This is a genomic window from Deinococcus rubellus (assembly GCF_025244745.1).
Lineage (GTDB): Bacteria > Deinococcota > Deinococci > Deinococcales > Deinococcaceae > Deinococcus > Deinococcus rubellus.
In genome coordinates, this window is sequence record NZ_CP104213.1 from 1623780 (window position 1) to 1639342 (window position 15563).

Below are 15563 nucleotides of genomic sequence, written 5' to 3' on the forward strand. Positions count from 1 at the left end.
AAGTTAGCGCGGCTTGAGGGTCTGACACCTGGGGCAAAAATGCGTTCCTCGCTGGGCCAGCACGGTCTTCGCTATCGGCGTGCCGCAGCGCTCGCACGGCTCTCCTGCTCTGGCGTAGGCGTGGTGTTGCACCTGGAATGCCCCCGCCTCGCCGTCGTGCTGGCGGTAGGTGCCGTCACCCAGAGTACTGCCGCCCGCCGCCACCGCTGCCGTCATCACCTCACGGATGGCCGTGTAGAGACGCCGCGCCTCGGCAGGCTTGAGCCGGGTCTGGGCCGGGTGCACCTGGCTTGTCCACAAGCTCTCATCGGCGTAGATGTTGCCCACGCCCGACACCGGCTTCTGCGACAGCAGCCAGGGCTTGACGGCCCCCGCGCTGGCCGCCGCCTTCACGAACTCGGCCTCGCTGAACTCCTCCGAGAGTGGCTCCGGCCCCATGTTGTGCAGGGTAGGGAAGGCGGCGTACTCGCCTCTGCGGACCACCGCCACCTTGCCGAAGCGCCGGGCGTCGTTGAAATAAATTGCACCCTGGTCGGTATGCAGCGTGACGCGGGTGTGCGGCCCCGCTTCCAGCCGGAAGCCGCCGGTCATGCCCAGGTGAACGAGCAGTTCTAGGTCCTCGCTGTGCTCGCCAGCGGTGGCGGCCTCGTGGGCGGCGAGTTGTAGTAGCAGGTACTTGCCGCGCCGCCCGATGCCGGTCACGGTGCGGCCCTCGGCTTTGTGGGTGTCGGTGTACTTGTGCGGCGCGTCGTGTTCGATGCGCGTTAGGATGCGGCCCACCAGGAGCGGCTCGATCTTGCGGCGGGTGGTCTCGACTTCGGGCAGTTCGGGCATGGCTTCAGGCTAACGCTGGGCGGCGACTTTAACCGTGCTGCCAGACGGTGCGGCTAGACTCACGGCATGAACCGCATTCTGCTGACCGGCTTCGAGGCCTTCGGTGACCACCCCAGCAACCCGACCCTGACAGCGCTCTCAGCTTTTGGGAACCAGCAGATCGCAGGCGCGCAAGTCTTCACCCAGGCGTTGCCGGTCAATGCCGCCAGCATGCCGGAAGTGCTGGCGCAGGTTCTGAAACGTGTTCAGCCCCACGCCGTGCTGCTGACCGGGCTGGCGGCGGGCCGGGTGCAGCTCAGCTTGGAGCGGGTGGCCCTGAACGTCCTCGATTTCCGCATTCCCGACAACGCGGGCGCGTCGTTTCAGGACCGCGAACTCTGCTCTGGCGGCCCCGACGCCTACCTCAGCACGCTGCCGCTGCGGGCCATTCTGAGCGCCTGGCGGGAAGCGGGCGTGCCCGGTTATGTCAGTGACACGGCGGGCCTGTACCTGTGCAATCAGGCCATGTACCTGGCCCGCCATCAGCTCGGCCCCGGCGTGCCCTGCGGCTTTCTTCACGTACCCGCTGACGAGACGCTGGCCTTATTCCAGCCGCCCGGCAGGCCCCTGCTACCCTACCTGCCACAAAGCGAGATCAACCGGGGCATCGGGCTGGCGCTGGACGCGCTGGCAGCTGGCCTGACTTCGCTCTAGGGAAACGCAGCCTTGCCCACTTGCCACTTGCCCTCTGGCCCGCCGGACCAGTGCCATTCGCCGGGGGGCCGCGTCTCCAGGCAGCGCACCACCTCGCTGAGCGCCACCCGGCGGGCAAAGCGGGTGCGGGCGTGCCACTCGCCGAGGGCCGCCCCGCGCCCGGCAGCGGGCAGGCTGCGCAGGGTGTTGGCGGCCCGGTTGACGGCCAGGTCGAACAGGGCGTCCGGGGCGCGGTTCATCTCAGGTGGTAGGTTTCGCCTTCTTGCTTGAGACGCCCCGCTGTAAGCAGGCGCTCGACCACCTGCCGGGCCTGCTCGGCGCTCAGCGGCGACTGGGTTTCGAGTTCCGGCAGGGTGAATACCCCGCCCTGGCGGTAGGCGAAGCGGTAAAGCATCCGCTCCTGCACGTCGCTGCGGGGCGCGCTGGCCTGCCGCCGCCCGAACAGCCAGGACACCAGTCCCCCCACCAGTGCTCCAATCAACAGCTCCAGCGGAATCATTCGGTAAGCCAGTTCCACGTCGGGCACCCTGTTGTGGTAGGGGAAAGGCCGACCATCCGACAGGAAAATGCCGTACATGATCAGGGCGCTGGACAGGCCCGCCACCAGGGAAGCGAGCAGACGGGGCGCGGCGGTCTTCATCCGTTCAGTGTAGCGGCCAGGGCAGGCCCGCAGACAGACGGATGCCCCGGTGGGTTTCGTGTCTAGCGGCAATCTCGTTGCCCTACTTTGGCTCGACCTCAAACAAAATTTAATTTCATCTAAAAACAGAGATTCGCTGTTCCCCGTTCTCCTTCGGTGGCCCGCAACGTACTTCCCCACCTACCCTGATTTCCTCTTTGCGGTTCCACATCCAAATCGGTCTGACACGCTTAAAACCTATTGAGTCGCCCACCCCCTTGGGCACTCGGCAGCGGGCGGGGTCGACTCTTCGGGGTGGCCTCGCCTGATTGTTCTTCCGGCTGAAATTTCTTCAGTCCGGACCCTGAGTTGACCGCCGCCCCGGCGCACCCGTCGCCGCCGAAGCAAAGGACGAATTGGTTATGGCTCAGGAGTTGTGGTTGACAGCAGCAATCGGTGGACTCTGTGGTGTGGGTCTGGGCGGTGTGGTCTTGATGGTGCGGCTGTGGCGGCTCAGGCCGCGCGGACCGGCTGATTCGTCGGGGTCGCCGCCCGCAGAAATCGAGGCTCCCGATCCGGTGGACTTTCAATCTCAAGCGCGTCAATCTCAAGGAGATCGACCTCAAGCGGGCCAGCCCCAAGTGCATCAACCTCAGCCGCGCCCGGCACCGGTGGACAAGCTCATGGGCCGCGTTCTCAAAGGAGGCGAAGTGATAGCTTAATGGCGAGTGGAAGATACTGATGAAGTCCTGATGGGCCGGATGGCCGGAGGCGACGAAGCTGCCCTGAGTACGCTTTACGGGCGCTACGCACCTTATCTGTACGGCCTGGGCCGCCGGATGCTGCGGCAGCAAGACGACGTGGAGACCTGCGTTCAGGACGCTTTCTTCAATGCCTGGAAAGCTGCCGCCCGGTTCGATCCGGGCCGGGCCAGCGTCAAAACCTGGCTGGTCACGATTGCCCACAACCGCATGCTTCAGGCGCTGCGGGACCGCCCCGAGACGGGTCTGGACCTCGAAGAGTGGGACGCGCCGACCAGCGCGCCGGACCGCATCGAGCAGGTGATCGCCCAGCGGGCGGTGGATATTCTCGGCGAACCGGAAAAGACCCTGGTGGTGCTGGCGTTTTATCAGGGGTTCTCGCACAGTGAACTCAACGAGCGCACCGGCATACCGCTGGGCAGTATCAAAACCTACCTGCGCCGGGCACTCGCCCAGATGCGCGTTCACCTGGAAACATCGGTGGCCCCGGCCCCCGACACGCTCCGCACCAACACTTCCTCTAAAGGAGGTCAGCACGATGCCGAATGAATCCGAATCAACCGAGTGGCAAGATCAGCTCAGTCTCTACGCCTTCGGCTTGCTGGACGGCGTAGAAGCAGCCAGCGTCGAGCGCCGCCTGACCTCTGAACCGGCCTGGCAAGCTGAGCTGCGCGCCCTGCAAGACACCCTGGCTGCCCTGGCCGATCCAGCCCCCGTGCCTGCGGGCAGCGCCGAGCGTCTGCTTCAGCGGGTGCGGGCTGACCAGGCACAGGCGCAGCCCGCTCAGATCGAAGCTGCACAGATCCAAGTCGCACAGATCCAGCCGGATCAGAATCAGTCCATCCAGACTCAGCCTGCCGCGCCAGCCCCGGCAAATCTACCGCTGGCCGCGCCGTCCCGTTCGCCGTATCTCGGCTGGCTGGCCGCCGCTGCGCTGGCCGCCGCCGTGGCCGCCGTGCTGATCCTGCCGCGTCTGAATACCACTCCGGAGCGGCAACTGGCCGATTATCAGACCCAGCCGGGCGCGGTCAGCACGGCGCTGACGACCAAGGAAGGCCAGCCGCTGGGCACGGCGGTGCGCCTCAAAGATGGCCGCGCCTTCGTGCTGCTGGTCGCCGCCGCGCCGCAGGGCAGGGCGTACCAGGCCTGGCAGGTGGTCGGCAAGGCCCCCGCATCGCTGGGCGTCTTCAAGGGCCGCAGCTTTCTGAGCGCGCCGCTGAGTGGGCCGGTGACGCTGGCTGTCAGCGTGGAGCCGCCCAGTGGCAGCCCGCAGCCGACGACCACGCCCATTCTGGCCCAGACGTTGTAAATGCAGGCACTGTAAAAGCCGTTTCAGAGCAGCGTCCAGTTAGTGATACACAGGACGTGGAAAGGGCGCTGGGAGCAGTTCGGCGTAGGTATGGTCGTACCGTCGTTTCTTGAAGGCTGCACTCAGGCCAGGGTCCAAACGTCAAAACCCATTGCAAAGTCCAGGCCGGCCGGGTGCCCCTGGACTCTTTTCCCGTGTGACCGCTCCAGCGCCAGTGAAGAAACAGCATTCGGTCAGTTGTTATGCCTTGCGTGGAAAGCGCCAAACGCTGTACTCAATGGCCGCCACCACCGTCGCGCTCAGGGTGCTAGGCCCAGGCCCGCACCACGGTCAGGCGCTCGCCGTCGCCGTCAACCACCGCGACCAGTTGGCCGCCGAGCAGCACGGCGAAGCGGCCCTGGCGGGGGTCGGCGGGGCGTTTGCCCTGGCGCAGATGCAGGGCCAGTTCGGGTGCAGCATCGATGATCGGCAGCGGCAGGGCGCTCAGATCGGGCAGGCCCGCCGCCTCGCCGATCAGGTCGAGCGTGGTCGCCTGCGACAGCTCGAAGCGGCCCGCGCGGGTGCGGATCAGCCCGGCCAGGTGCGCCGGAACGCCCAGCGCCGCGCCCACATCGCGGGCCAGCGAACGCAGGTAGGTGCCGCTGCCCACCCGCGCCCAGACGAGCAGCGTGGGAAAATCGCCCAGCGCGGGCGGCAGACTGACATTCAGGCCAGTGTCGCTCCCGGCCCAGCGTCCGTCCGGGCCAGGCGCGAAGGTGCGCGGCGCGGCGCTGAGGTCGGCATACTGGCCGAGCAACGTCAGTTCGTGAATGGTGATGTGGCGGGCCGGTAAATCGAGTTGCCCTCCGGCGCGGGCCACCGCGTAGGCACGCACGCCGCCGACTTGTAGGGCACTGTACTGCGGCGGCACCTGCTCCTGCGGGCCGACGAAGGCCGAGAGAACCGAGCGCACCTGCCCGGCGCTGAAGTCCGGTACCGGGGCGCGCTCCAGAATCGGCCCCTCAGCGTCGAGGGTCGGGGTGGCCGCCCCCAGGCTGATCAGAGCCAGGTAGTCCTTGCTGTCGCGCTCCATGAACTGCACCAGCTTGGTGGAATCGCCCACGCACAGCACCAGCACACCGCTGGCGAGCGGATCGAGGGTGCCCGTGTGGCCCACCCGCCGGGTCTGGAGCAGTCGCCGCGCCCGGCCCACCACATCGTGCGAAGTCAGGTTCAGCGGTTTATCGACGACGTACACCGGCATGCGGGTCAGGCTAGCACACGGCCTGCCGCCCGAAATCAGCGGCCACATCTAAAGATTGCCTGACTGCGTACATACAGGCAAGAGAAGAAAAAAGAAGCCGCCGTTCATCAAAAGAAGCTCCGGAGGTCATTATGAACCGCGCCAAACGCACCAGAGGAAGCCTGAGCACCAGCTTTTTGCCGGATGAATCAAATCGCCGTCCGAGTTCGGCGGCTCTCAATGAATTCGCCTGGAAACTCAGGCTGATCGAAGACCGGATGATCGGTTGGTGGGCGCTGCACGGCATCACATTGCTGCGGCTGTCGCTGGGCGTGGTGTTCTTCTGGTTCGGGGTGCTCAAGTTTTTTCCCGGCGTCAGCGTGGCGCAGGAGTTGGCCACCCACACCATCACGGTGCTGAGTTTTGGCCTGGTGCCGCCCGCCGTCAGCTTGCCGCTGCTGGCGACCTGGGAATGTGCCATCGGGCTGGGCCTGCTTTCGGGCCGTTTTCTGCGCCTGACCGTGCTGCTGCTACTGACGCAGATGGCCGGGACGTTTTTGCCACTGCTGTTTTTCCGCCACGAGACATTCAACGTGTTTCCGCTGGTGCCGACGCTGGAGGGGCAGTACATCATCAAGAATCTGGTGCTGGTGTCGGCGGGTCTGGTGATTGGGGCGGCCTCGCGCGGCGGCCACATCATCCACGACGCCGGGGCACTGGCAGTGGCCGAGCGCCTGCAAGCCCTGAACCAGCGCTTTCGCCGCCGCTTTCACCGTGATCCCTAAACCCCGCCGTCAACTTTTTACCCTCTACAGGCGTTCAGGCTCTCCAGCTGGACGCCCGCTCTTCTGCCTGTGGGATGATGGCACTTCAAAAATTATGCGAGAAATGGCAAGATAGGGTCAGTCAGGTCGAAAATGTCACAACCCTGGTGACGCCACTCCCGGTTGCGCCGCTGTGGCCGCTTGCATAAGGAACGCGCCGTGACGCTGGGTGGCAGCCGCCAGCTGCCCACTCCGGCGCTCTGTACCGGGGGCGTGCCTGCTCTGTTATTGCTGGTACGGCGGCTGGGTTGGCGGCGGCGGGGCTGGGCCTCTTCTGGATGGCCCGGTTTTGAGTGGGGCCATGCCGAGTGGTTGCGTGCCGGTGGGTTCGGCACCGGGGGAGCTGCGCCTTGCTGCAAAGCGCCTGGCGGGCCCGGCATCCCTGGCAATGACCGCGCCTGACCCGGCTGTGGACGCTGCTGACCTTAGAGCCTATCCGGAAAATAACGAGACAATGTCTAGAAAGCCGCTCTGGGACGCTTTACTCGCACTTCGCTGCTCATTCGGAAGTGATAAAGCTAAAAATCACGTTGTGGGCAGCCTTTCGGCTCTCAATGCCCGGACTTTCCGGATAGGCTCTTAATGCTGCTGAGTGACGACGCCCTGAACGACCTCACGACCGACCACTGAAGGGTGGACACAACCAGACCTGCGGCCCCGCCCATTTGACGCCCCAGTCAGGAAGCCTACACTACAGAGATGGACCCCTTCGCGGAATTTCGTAGTGACCTGATCGGTCAGGACGCGGTGATTCAGACGCCTTTCGGTGACCGCCGCGTGACCTACGCCGATCACGTCGCCTCGGGGCGTGCCCTGCGCTCCACTGAAACCTTCCTGGCCGAGCGGGTCCTGCCGCTCTATGCCAACACCCACACCGAGGACTCGGCCACTGGGGCCATCACGTCCCGTCTGGCCCACGACGCCTGCGAGTATGTCAAGACCCAGCTCGGCGCAGACAAAAGCTGCACACTGCTGTGGTGTGGGTCGGGCAGCACGGCGGCGGTCAAGCGCCTTCAGGAGATCCTGGGCCTGGCCGCGCCCTCGGCCCTGCTGGAGCGCCTGCGGCAGGCCACCCCGCTCGCCGAGCGCCCAGTGGTCTTCGTCGGGCCCTACGAGCACCACAGCAACGAGGTCACCTGGCGCGAGAGCCTGGCCGAGGTCGTGGAAGTACCGCTGTGTCCCAGGGGCGGCGTTGATCTCGAAGCCTTGCGGGTGCTGCTCAAGGCCCCGGAGTACCGTGCCCGGCGCAAGATCGGGTCGTTCAGCGCCGCCAGCAACGTGACTGGTCACCTGACCGATACCCGTACCCTGGCCCGGCTCCTGCACGCCCAGGGTGCCCTGGCGTTCTTCGACTTTGCCGCCTGTGCGCCCTACGTGCCGATCGACATGCGGCCCGGACGCCCCGATGGCTACGACGCGGTGTTTCTCAGCCCGCACAAATTCGCGGGCGGCCCCGGGACGCCGGGCCTGCTGTGCTTCCAGACGCACCTGTACCCGGCGGGCGCACCTACAACGGCGGGCGGCGGCACGGTGAGTTACGTCAGCCGCACCACCCACCGCTTCGTGGCCGACGTGGAAGCGCGTGAGGACGCCGGAACGCCCGCCATTCTCGGCAAGATCCGGGCGGCCCTGGCGTTCAAGGCCAAGGAACGGCTGGGCACCGACGCCATTCAGGCGCGTGAGCACGAATTGATTGGCCGCGCCATTGCCGGGCTGCGCCGCCATCCCAACATTCGCCTGCTGGGCAACCTCGACGAGCCGAGACTGGCGGTGCTGTCGTTTCTGATCCGCAGCGGCAGCGAGGCTGTGCTGCACCCCCGCTTCGTAGTGCGGCTGCTCAACGACCTGTTCGGCATCCAGTCGCGTGGCGGCTGCGCCTGCGCCGGTCCCTACGGTCACGCGCTGCTGAACATCGACGACGCGACCAGCGAGCGCTACCTGTCCTGCGTGCTGGGCGGGTTTGACGGTCTCAAGCCCGGCTGGACACGGCTGAACTTCGCGCCCTGGACCAGCGAGGCCGAGTTCGGTTTCATGCTCGACGCCCTGGAATTTGTGGCCGATTACGGCGAGCGCTTTGTGCCGCTCTACGACGTGGACTGGCACACCGGCACCTGGACCCACCCGGCAGATCAGCCGCTGCCCGGCCTGTTTGATGTTCCGGCCCCGGCGCGTCAGGCGGGCGAGGTGCCTTATGCGGCATATCTGGCCGAGGCGCGCGAACTTGCCCAGGCCCTCAGCGCCCCCACCGCGCGGGTGATTCCGTCCCAGGTGCCCGGCGAACTGGTGTTTTTCAGGTACTGATTTAACCTGGTTCAGGTTCTCAGCGCACGCCGCCCCGGCTGATGGCGTAGCCGCTGCTGTTGAAGTTGAAGATCAGGGTGCGGCCATCGTAGACGAAGTTCAGGCCCCCGGAATTGGAGAAACCGCCCTTCTTCAAGTCCAGACACTCGGAGACGGCCCGGTAATCGTCGCCTTTGATGAGTTTCGGAAACGCCTTGCCGAGCATGAACTTGTGCTTGCCGTCCGGCGACAGATAAACGTCCAGAATCCATTTGTCTGCTTCCCAGAGGCGCAGACGAATCTTGCTGCACGGCGAGTCTGCCGGGTTGACCAGAATATCGGGGTCAGTGTTTGTGCTTGCCACAGCTGCCGAGAAACCGAGGCATGCCAACAAGGTGAGTGCAGGAAGATACCGCTTCATAGCTGCTCCTTCAAAGACGCCAGTCCATGACAGGGAGCGGGTCATGAAGCGCCCGGCGACCACCCACTCCTTGCAAAGTGCGGCCAGAATAAGCAGCCCAGCCTTAATGTTCTCTTACAATTCCGAGTGCGCCGCCCTCGCCCGCCTTCAGGGTGTCAGGCGGTTGCGGTCGCGCGGGAAGGCGCGGGCGTAGCGAACGTTGGCGATGCCCAGCAGTCTGGCGGTGAGGCGCTCGGCCCCGATCGCGAAGCCGCCGTGCGGGGGCATGCCGTACTTGAAGACTTCCGAGTAGCCGCTCATGGCCTCGCGGTTCATCTTGTAGGCGTCGATCGAGTTCATCAGCATCTGATATTCGTGGATACGCTGGCCGCCGGAGGTGATCTCGATGCCCCGGAACAGCAGGTCGAAGCCGCGTGTCAGGTCGGGGTTGAGGCTGCCGTCCTCGGTGTGGTCAGCGTGCGTGTAGAAGGGCCGGGCCGCGCGCGGATATTTGGTGACGAACACGAAGTCGCTGTTCTCGGTTTCGGAGAAGTGCTGGCACAGCAAGCGCTCGGCTTCCGGGTCGAGGTCCTTGCCGCCCACCTGATGCCCGAACTTCTCGGTGACGAGCTTTCTGGCCTCCAGCAGCGTGATGCGCGGAATATGTCTGGGAACCTCGGGAATGGTCGCGCCCAGCAGCTCGAACTCGGCGGCGCAGCTCTCGCGAAGGCGCTCCATCGCAAACGTCATGAAACCGTTTTCCAGGTTCATCACGTCTTCCTCGTCGTCGATAAAGCCCATCTCCACGTCCAGCGACAGGTACTCGTTGAGGTGGCGGCTGGTGGCGTGTTCCTCGGCGCGGTAGACTGGGGCCACCTCGTAGACGCGCTCGAAGACGCCCACCATGATCTGCTTGTAGAGCTGCGGACTCTGGGCCAGGTAGGCCTGCTCACCAAAGTAGTCGAGCTTGAAGAGGTTCGCGCCGCCCTCCGCGCCCGCCGAGACGATCTTGGGCGTGCTGATCTCGGTGAAACCCTGGCCGCGCAGGTAGGTGTGGAAGGCGTAGACGATCTCGCCCTGCACCTTGAGCGCCGCCCGTTCGCGCAGGCCGCGCACCGACACGTAGCGGTAATCCAGCATGGTCTCGGGATTGACGTTCCACTCCATCTTGGGAATTTCCAGCGGAGACGCCTGGGTCGCCGCCGACAGCACCTTCATGCTCCCGACCTGCACCTCGAAGCCGCCAGGCGCTTTCTTGTGGGCCTTGACCGTGCCGGTAATCTCCACGCTGCTCTCGGGCAGGGGCAGATGCAGCCCCGAGCCGACGCACTGGGCTACGCCGGATTTGTCGCGCAGCACCACGAACTGCACCCCGCCGAGGTCGCGCCGGGCATGGACGAAGCCCTGCAAGCGGACCGGCTGGCCGTCATGCTGGCCGAGGTCGCGGGTGAGGGTGCGGGGAAGTCTGGTGGATGGGGCAGCGGGCTGGGCCGATTCTGAAGTGGTCATCTGGACTCCTCGTAAAGCAAAAAAAGCCCGACTCCGTGGGGAAGTCGGGGGCGCGGTCAACGGTCGCGGGCGTCCCCTAGCGGGGATCGTCATTCAGATTGTCGGCAAAACGCAGGGAGCCGTACATTGAGGCGTAGTGTAGCGGCGTGCGGCGGCCACAAGCAAGCCGCAAAGCTAGGGGAGTGGGTATGCTGCAGACGATGACCTACGCCCATGAACGCCAGATCGCCGAGGCCCTCGCCCGTCAGGCCGGAGAACTCCTGCTCAGACACCGCGCCGCCGGATTCAAGGTGGACTACAAGACCTCCAAGGACGACCCAGTGACGGTGGCCGATACCGAGGCGTCCGAACTGATCGTGGCCGGACTGCGGGCGGCCTTTCCGGATGACGGCATTCTGTCCGAAGAACTCACCGACACCGCCGAGCGCCTCAGCAAACGCCGGGTCTGGATCATCGACCCGATTGACGGCACCACAGAGTACGTGGACGGTACCCCCGATTTTGCGGTCAGTATCGGCCTGGCGGTGGAGGGCGAGGCGGTGCTGGGTGTGGTGAATGCACCTGCCCGGCAGGCCCTTTACAGCGGTGTGGTGGGGGAGGGCCTAACCAGGAACGGTGAGCGCGCCGGGTTCAGCGCTCGCCTGCCCGCCGAATTCCTGATCGCCGTCTCGGATACCGAACATAAGCGCGAACTGCACCGCTACCCGCTGCCGCAGATGCTTCCGTCGGGCAGCATCGCCCTCAAGCTGGCGCTGATTGCGGCGGGCGAGGCCGACGCGACGTTTACCATGTCGCCCAGAAGCGAGTGGGACATCGCGGCGGGTATGGCGCTCATTCAGGCGGCGGGCGGAAGCGTGACCCGGCGCGGCGGCGGCAGGATTCCCCTCAACTCACCCGAACCCGCCATCCGGCAAGGCCTGATCGGGGGCCGACCCGACGTGGTGGCCTGGTTGGAAGACGAACTGTTCCGCCTGGCCGTGCCGGAGCAGCAACTCGGCCTCACCGATACCGACGGGGCGTGGGCGTTGCTGGGCCGTGCCGACCAAGCCCAGTTGCGCGGCGAAAAGCACCTGCACATCCGCCACGCGGCAGGAAAGGTGGTGGCCCTGGTACTGCTGGACGACGATCTGCGGGTGCGGCGCTCGGAAGGCGACGCCCTGCACCTCGGCGTCCTGACCCGTGATCTGACGCGGGCGTATGGACCGCTGCAAGGCGCTTAGCGCCGGTGTCCGCAACCGTTGCTCCGCGCACTCATGCCAGCCGCAGCACACTCTGGTTGCCGCGCAGCACGAACACCAGCACCCCGGCGTCGGCCAGCACGCCCGCCTGCCTTTCCAGGTCGCGCACGCTGTCCGGCAGGCCCGCCCACTGGCGGCGCGGCGACTCGCCAGGCTCCAGATAGAAGCCCTCCGGCATGACCACCACGACCACCCGTTTGGCGCTGGTCCTGGCCCGCAGCGCCGCCGTCAGCAGATCGGTGGGTGCGCGCTGGGTCAGCACGATCAGGTTGCTGCCCGCCGCCTGAAAGGTCAACTCGCTTGCCATGTTGGGTAGGGCCTCGCCGGGGGAAAGCGGCTGCAAGGTCGCCAGCCGCGAGAGCGCCGCCCGGAGTGCCTGAGGGGTGCGGCCTGAAGGTGTCGCGTGGCCCGGCGTGCTCAGCGAGACCGGCAGATCGAGGTGCAGCGCTTCCTGGACCAGGCTGGCCGCCAGGCGCACGGCGCTCTCCGCGAACACCGCGTCGCCGCGCGGGTCGAGGTACACCATCAGGCGGCTGCTGGCGGTGCGCTCCAGTTCGCGCACGGTCAGTTCGCCGCTGCGCGCCGAGAGCCGCCAGTGAATCCGGCCCGGCGGGTCGCCCGGCACGTAGGGCCGCGCCCCGCGCAGACTCAGCGGGTCGTCCAGGCCCAGCGTGCGGCTGAGCGCGCCTTCCGAGAGCAGCGGGCGCAGCAGATCGGGCAGCCGCAGCCCGTGAACGCCAGGATAGACTTCCAGCCGGGTGGGAAAGTTGAGCCGGACGCTGCGCCAGAACAGCCCGAATGGATCGGCCCAGCGCAGCACGGTATCGGGCCAGTGGTACTCGCCGCGCGTGTTGAGGTTGACCTCGCCGCTGAGCTGCGCTGCGCCCGAGTGCCACAGCCAGCCGCCCCAGCGTAGTTGCCTGTCCGCGATGATCCGCAGCGGCGGCGCGTCTTCTATGACGTAGCGCAGTGGCAGCCGCGAGCGCAGCTGCGCCGTCACCCGGTAGGGCAGCGGACGGCCCACGAAACCTGCTGGCGGCAGTTCGCGGCTCAGTTCCAATTTGGGCGGCTGCCGGTAGGCGGCCCAGATCAGGCCCACGAGCAAGAGCAGCACAGCGAGCCAGGCCAGGGTCCACGGGTCGACGATCACGGGCGGGCGGGCACGGTTTCAGCTGGTACTGGCACGCTGGCCAGCACCTCCCCGACCACCTGCACGTCCCTGATGCCCAGCAGCCGCGCCTCGGTGCCCAGGCTCAGGCGGTGGGCCAGCACAAAGGGAGCCGCTGTCTTCACATCGTCGGGCAGCACGTAGGTCCGGCCTGCGAGGGCAGCCAGCGCCTGGGCGATGCCCTGCATGGCCAGGCTGGCGCGCGGTCCGGCCCCCAGCAGCACCTGGGGGTGGGCGCGGGTGGCCGCTGTCAGCCGGGCGATGTAGCGCCGCACTTCCTCATCGACATAAATTCGGCGGGCGGCAGCCTGGGCGGCCAGCAGTTCCTGGGGCGTGCCCACCGCCTCCAGCGTGCCAATCGGGTGGACACCTTGCAGGCGTGCGAGTAGCGCCACCTCCTCCTCCAGCGCCGGATAGCCCACCGAGAGCCGCATCAGAAAACGGTCGAGTTGCGCTTCCGGCAGGCGGTAGGTGCCCTCGTGTTCCACCGGATTCTGGGTCGCCATCACAAAAAACGGCTGCTCCAGGCGGTGCGTCACGCCCGACTCGGTGACCTGCCCCTCGCCCATCGCCTCCAGCAGCGCCGACTGGGTTTTGGGGGTGGCGCGGTTGATCTCGTCGGCCAGCAGTATCCCGGTGAAGATCGGGCCCGGCACGAAGCTGAACTCGCCCCCCCGGTACACGCTCACGCCGGTCACGTCGCTGGGCAGCAGATCGGGCGTGAACTGCACCCGCTTGAACACCAGGCCCAGCGAGGCCGCCAGGGCGCGGGCCAGCATGGTCTTGCCGGTACCGGGGGCGTCTTCGAGCAGCAGGTGTCCGCCCGCGAGGGCGGCGGCCAGGGCCAGCCGGGTCACCTGCTGTTTGCCCACCAGCACGCGGGCCACGTTGCTTTCCAGGCGCTCGGCCCAGGCTTGCAGATCGGACGGTTGAGCGGGCTCAGTCATGGGTACCTCGGAAGGGGGAAGTCGGGAACGGGGGAGGCGTCGAGGAGAGACTGCACCTCGGCGGCGCTGTGCTCGGCAGCCTCGGCCTGGCTTTCGTCGGCGGCCTGACCGTAGCGCACCGGGGAATAGGCCCCGGTCAGTTGTGCCAGCGGCGCGGCGGCCTCGGGCCAGCGAACGGCGGCGCGGCTGAGCAGTTCGTCGGGGGTTTCGCTGGTCAGGCGGCTCAGACCGTGATGGGCCAGCACATGCAGGGTGGCGGCGTAGGCCGCCCGCACCCGGCCCGTCGGCGCGTCAGTGGGGCCGTCTGGGGGGTCCGTCAACGCAGGGCCGTCGGTGTCGTCCGGCAGTTCCCTGAGCCGCAGCACGGCCCAGGCAATGAGCAGCAGCAGCAGCAAGCTCAGTGCCGCCACCGTCCAGATCAGCCAGGTCGGCAGGTTCAGTGGCAGGGGCGCGGTCTGCCGCCCGGCTCCGCCACCCGCCGGGGTCACCTGCCTCGCCGCCGGTTCGACGATGCGCCCCACCACCCGGTAGAGCGGCTGCGGCTGAAGGAGAAGACCCAGAACGAAGAGTCCTGCCGCTGCCAGCAGTCCCACAATGGGCAGCAGTGCCCACCACTTCAGCGGCTGGCCTTTGATTGGCCGCATCCGCCACAGCACCGCCAGGCACAACAGTGCCATACCCAGCAGCGGCAGGCTGGAGGCGTCGAGCAAGGCTTGCAGGCTGCGGTCCGGGGCGAGCCGGGGCGCGGCCCTGGGCTTGCCGACCTGATTTTGGGCGGGTGGACGCACCGACGCTGGCGCGTCGGGCACCCGCTGGACGACGTCAATCGGGGTGCGGTCCAGGTGGGGCAGGGCAGGCCGGGGCAGCAGGGCAAAAGTCAGCAGCGCCACTGCGGCGGTCAGCAGCATGGGCCAGCCCAGACCTGGCCTGCCCTGCGGTTTCAGCCCCGACTCCGCCTGACGGTCCGGGCCGCCCAGTCCCAGCGCGCCGAGCAGCAGCCCCAGGACGCCCAGCCAGGTGGGGCCGAGCAGCAGCAGGGCCGCCGGGATCGCCAGCGCCCAGCGCTGCCCCTGCTGCGCGCCGCCGATGCCTGCTGCCAGCAGCAGCGAGAGAGGTCCGGTCACCACGAAGGTCAGGGCCGCGCTTTTCAGATCGGGCCAGTGTGTCAGTGTCCCCAGCAGGGCCAGCAGCAGCAGGCTGACGAACAAAGACCCCGGCGGCAGGGCGGCGCGCTCCCGGCGACTGACGGTGAAGGCCACTGCTCCACTCTGGAGCAGGCACAGCCACCAGGGCTGCCAGCCCAGCGCCGTCCAGGGCAGGCAGGCAAGCAGCAGCGGGCGCGTCAGCATGTCAGCATCAAGGTCAGTATGCGGCGGGGCCTTTCAAAGTTGCCGGATGGCCGTGCCAACCAGCGCGGTGTCCACCGGAAAAGAGAGCGCCCGAGTTGCCCCGGACGCTCCTGCTCTGTGCTTGTCGAGGGGCAGCTCAGTCCTCGTCTTCTCTGCTCTCGCCCATGTTGCTGCTGGGCGGGTCGGAGGTGATCATGCTGCCGATCTCCTCGACGTCGTGGGCGTCCAGGCCCTTTTTCTGGGCATGCTCGGGCGCTTCGGGCAGGTCTTGCGGTTTGGGTGCGTCGGAATTGATACCGTGGTTATCGGTCATAAAAAGGCCCTCCTGTGGCGCTCAGCCTAGCGTCTGGGCGCTGAGTCTTCCCTTGACCTGGCGTTTACGCAGGCCAGGTTGAGGCTTGGTTTGCGGC

16 protein-coding genes are annotated in these 15563 nt (G+C 66.8%); 6 read left to right on the plus strand and 10 right to left on the minus strand.

The annotated features are described in order from the left end of the window. Positions 1-3 precede the first annotated feature (3 nt). Positions 4-834 carry a DNA-formamidopyrimidine glycosylase gene (locus tag N0D28_RS08490; RefSeq protein ID WP_260559105.1) on the minus strand — a complete coding sequence of 277 codons (831 nt, stop codon included), beginning with the start codon at positions 832-834 and terminating at the stop codon, positions 4-6. A gap of 66 nt (positions 835-900) precedes the next feature. Between N0D28_RS08490 and N0D28_RS08495 the strand changes: the two genes are divergently transcribed. After that, entirely contained in the window at positions 901-1527 is a 627-nt protein-coding gene (locus N0D28_RS08495) for a pyroglutamyl-peptidase I family protein (protein ID WP_260559106.1), read from the plus strand. Here the strand turns inward: N0D28_RS08495 and N0D28_RS08500 are convergent. Together N0D28_RS08500 and N0D28_RS08505 are read right to left on the minus strand one after the other, a co-directional pair. Then, positions 1524-1766, minus strand: a complete 243-nt coding sequence (locus tag N0D28_RS08500; RefSeq protein ID WP_260559107.1) for a hypothetical protein — start codon at positions 1764-1766, stop codon at positions 1524-1526. The genes N0D28_RS08495 and N0D28_RS08500 overlap by 4 nt on opposite strands. Next, entirely contained in the window at positions 1763-2167 is a 405-nt protein-coding gene (locus tag N0D28_RS08505) for a cell division FtsX domain-containing protein (protein WP_260559108.1), read from the minus strand. Before N0D28_RS08505 ends, N0D28_RS08500 begins: the two co-directional genes overlap by 4 nt. Before the next feature lie 707 nt (positions 2168-2874). Between N0D28_RS08505 and N0D28_RS08510 the strand changes: the two genes are divergently transcribed. Together N0D28_RS08510 and N0D28_RS08515 are read left to right on the plus strand one after the other, a co-directional pair. Next, positions 2875-3456, plus strand: a complete 582-nt coding sequence (locus tag N0D28_RS08510; protein ID WP_260559109.1) for an RNA polymerase sigma factor — start codon at positions 2875-2877, stop codon at positions 3454-3456. After that, positions 3446-4216 (plus strand): anti-sigma factor, encoded by a 771-nt coding sequence (locus N0D28_RS08515; RefSeq protein WP_260559110.1) that lies wholly within the window; start codon positions 3446-3448, stop codon positions 4214-4216. The genes N0D28_RS08510 and N0D28_RS08515 overlap by 11 nt, the downstream gene beginning before the upstream one ends. Positions 4217-4523: 307 nt before the next feature. Here the strand turns inward: N0D28_RS08515 and truB are convergent, their stop codons facing one another. Beyond that, positions 4524-5459: a tRNA pseudouridine(55) synthase TruB gene (gene truB / locus N0D28_RS08520; protein ID WP_260559111.1), complete on the minus strand. Its 936-nt coding sequence runs from the start codon at positions 5457-5459 to the stop codon at positions 4524-4526. A 131-nt stretch (positions 5460-5590) separates the two neighbouring features. On the opposite strand from truB, the gene N0D28_RS08525 reads away from it, so the two are divergent. Then, positions 5591-6223, plus strand: a complete 633-nt coding sequence (locus N0D28_RS08525; protein WP_260559112.1) for a DoxX family protein — start codon at positions 5591-5593, stop codon at positions 6221-6223. Between the two features lie 738 nt (positions 6224-6961). After that, positions 6962-8563, plus strand: a complete 1602-nt coding sequence (locus N0D28_RS08530) for an aminotransferase class V-fold PLP-dependent enzyme (RefSeq protein ID WP_260559113.1) — start codon at positions 6962-6964, stop codon at positions 8561-8563. A gap of 19 nt (positions 8564-8582) precedes the next feature. On the opposite strand, the gene N0D28_RS08535 is transcribed toward N0D28_RS08530, so the two are convergent. Both N0D28_RS08535 and aspS read right to left on the minus strand, forming a co-directional pair. Continuing rightward, positions 8583-8906, minus strand: a complete 324-nt coding sequence (locus N0D28_RS08535; protein ID WP_260559114.1) for a hypothetical protein — start codon at positions 8904-8906, stop codon at positions 8583-8585. 204 nt (positions 8907-9110) lie between these two features. Beyond that, on the minus strand, positions 9111-10451 hold the full coding sequence (gene aspS, locus N0D28_RS08540) for an aspartate--tRNA(Asn) ligase (protein ID WP_260559115.1): 1341 nt from the start codon (positions 10449-10451) through the stop codon (positions 9111-9113). 188 nt (positions 10452-10639) lie between these two features. Between aspS and N0D28_RS08545 the strand changes: the two genes are divergently transcribed. Beyond that, the gene (locus N0D28_RS08545) at positions 10640-11671 is read left to right on the plus strand and encodes a 3'(2'),5'-bisphosphate nucleotidase CysQ family protein (protein WP_260559116.1); all 1032 of its coding nucleotides are present in this window, start codon (positions 10640-10642) and stop codon (positions 11669-11671) included. A 31-nt stretch (positions 11672-11702) separates the two neighbouring features. Here N0D28_RS08545 and N0D28_RS08550 read toward each other — a convergent pair whose 3' ends face one another. From N0D28_RS08550 to N0D28_RS08565, 4 genes are all read right to left on the minus strand, one after another. Further along, positions 11703-12839, minus strand: a complete 1137-nt coding sequence (locus N0D28_RS08550) for a DUF58 domain-containing protein (RefSeq protein WP_260559117.1) — start codon at positions 12837-12839, stop codon at positions 11703-11705. Next, positions 12836-13804 carry an AAA family ATPase gene (locus N0D28_RS08555; protein ID WP_260559118.1) on the minus strand — a complete coding sequence of 323 codons (969 nt, stop codon included), beginning with the start codon at positions 13802-13804 and terminating at the stop codon, positions 12836-12838. The genes N0D28_RS08550 and N0D28_RS08555 overlap by 4 nt, the downstream gene beginning before the upstream one ends. Continuing rightward, a complete protein-coding gene (locus N0D28_RS08560) occupies positions 13801-15153 on the minus strand; it encodes a DUF4129 domain-containing protein (protein WP_260559119.1) in 1353 nt (450 codons plus the stop codon). The genes N0D28_RS08555 and N0D28_RS08560 overlap by 4 nt, the downstream gene beginning before the upstream one ends. A 136-nt stretch (positions 15154-15289) precedes the next feature. After that, a complete protein-coding gene (locus tag N0D28_RS08565) occupies positions 15290-15466 on the minus strand; it encodes a hypothetical protein (protein ID WP_260559120.1) in 177 nt (58 codons plus the stop codon). Positions 15467-15563: the final 97 nt, after the last annotated feature.

Bases quoted from the DNA above. Each gene is read 5' to 3' on its own strand.
- N0D28_RS08490 (WP_260559105.1), bottom strand. From the start codon at position 834: ATGCCCGAACTGCCCGAAGTCGAGACCACCCGCCGCAAGATCGAGCCG.
- N0D28_RS08495 (WP_260559106.1), top strand. From the start codon at position 901: ATGAACCGCATTCTGCTGACCGGCTTCGAGGCCTTCGGTGACCACCCC.
- N0D28_RS08500 (WP_260559107.1), bottom strand. From the start codon at position 1,766: ATGAACCGCGCCCCGGACGCCCTGTTCGACCTGGCCGTCAACCGGGCC.
- N0D28_RS08505 (WP_260559108.1), bottom strand. From the start codon at position 2,167: ATGAAGACCGCCGCGCCCCGTCTGCTCGCTTCCCTGGTGGCGGGCCTG.
- N0D28_RS08515 (WP_260559110.1), top strand. From the start codon at position 3,446: ATGCCGAATGAATCCGAATCAACCGAGTGGCAAGATCAGCTCAGTCTC.
- truB (WP_260559111.1), bottom strand. From the start codon at position 5,459: ATGCCGGTGTACGTCGTCGATAAACCGCTGAACCTGACTTCGCACGAT.
- N0D28_RS08525 (WP_260559112.1), top strand. From the start codon at position 5,591: ATGAACCGCGCCAAACGCACCAGAGGAAGCCTGAGCACCAGCTTTTTG.
- N0D28_RS08530 (WP_260559113.1), top strand. From the start codon at position 6,962: ATGGACCCCTTCGCGGAATTTCGTAGTGACCTGATCGGTCAGGACGCG.
- aspS (WP_260559115.1), bottom strand. From the start codon at position 10,451: ATGACCACTTCAGAATCGGCCCAGCCCGCTGCCCCATCCACCAGACTT.
- N0D28_RS08545 (WP_260559116.1), top strand. From the start codon at position 10,640: ATGCTGCAGACGATGACCTACGCCCATGAACGCCAGATCGCCGAGGCC.
- N0D28_RS08555 (WP_260559118.1), bottom strand. From the start codon at position 13,804: ATGACTGAGCCCGCTCAACCGTCCGATCTGCAAGCCTGGGCCGAGCGC.
- N0D28_RS08560 (WP_260559119.1), bottom strand. From the start codon at position 15,153: ATGCTGACGCGCCCGCTGCTGCTTGCCTGCCTGCCCTGGACGGCGCTG.
- N0D28_RS08565 (WP_260559120.1), bottom strand. From the start codon at position 15,466: ATGACCGATAACCACGGTATCAATTCCGACGCACCCAAACCGCAAGAC.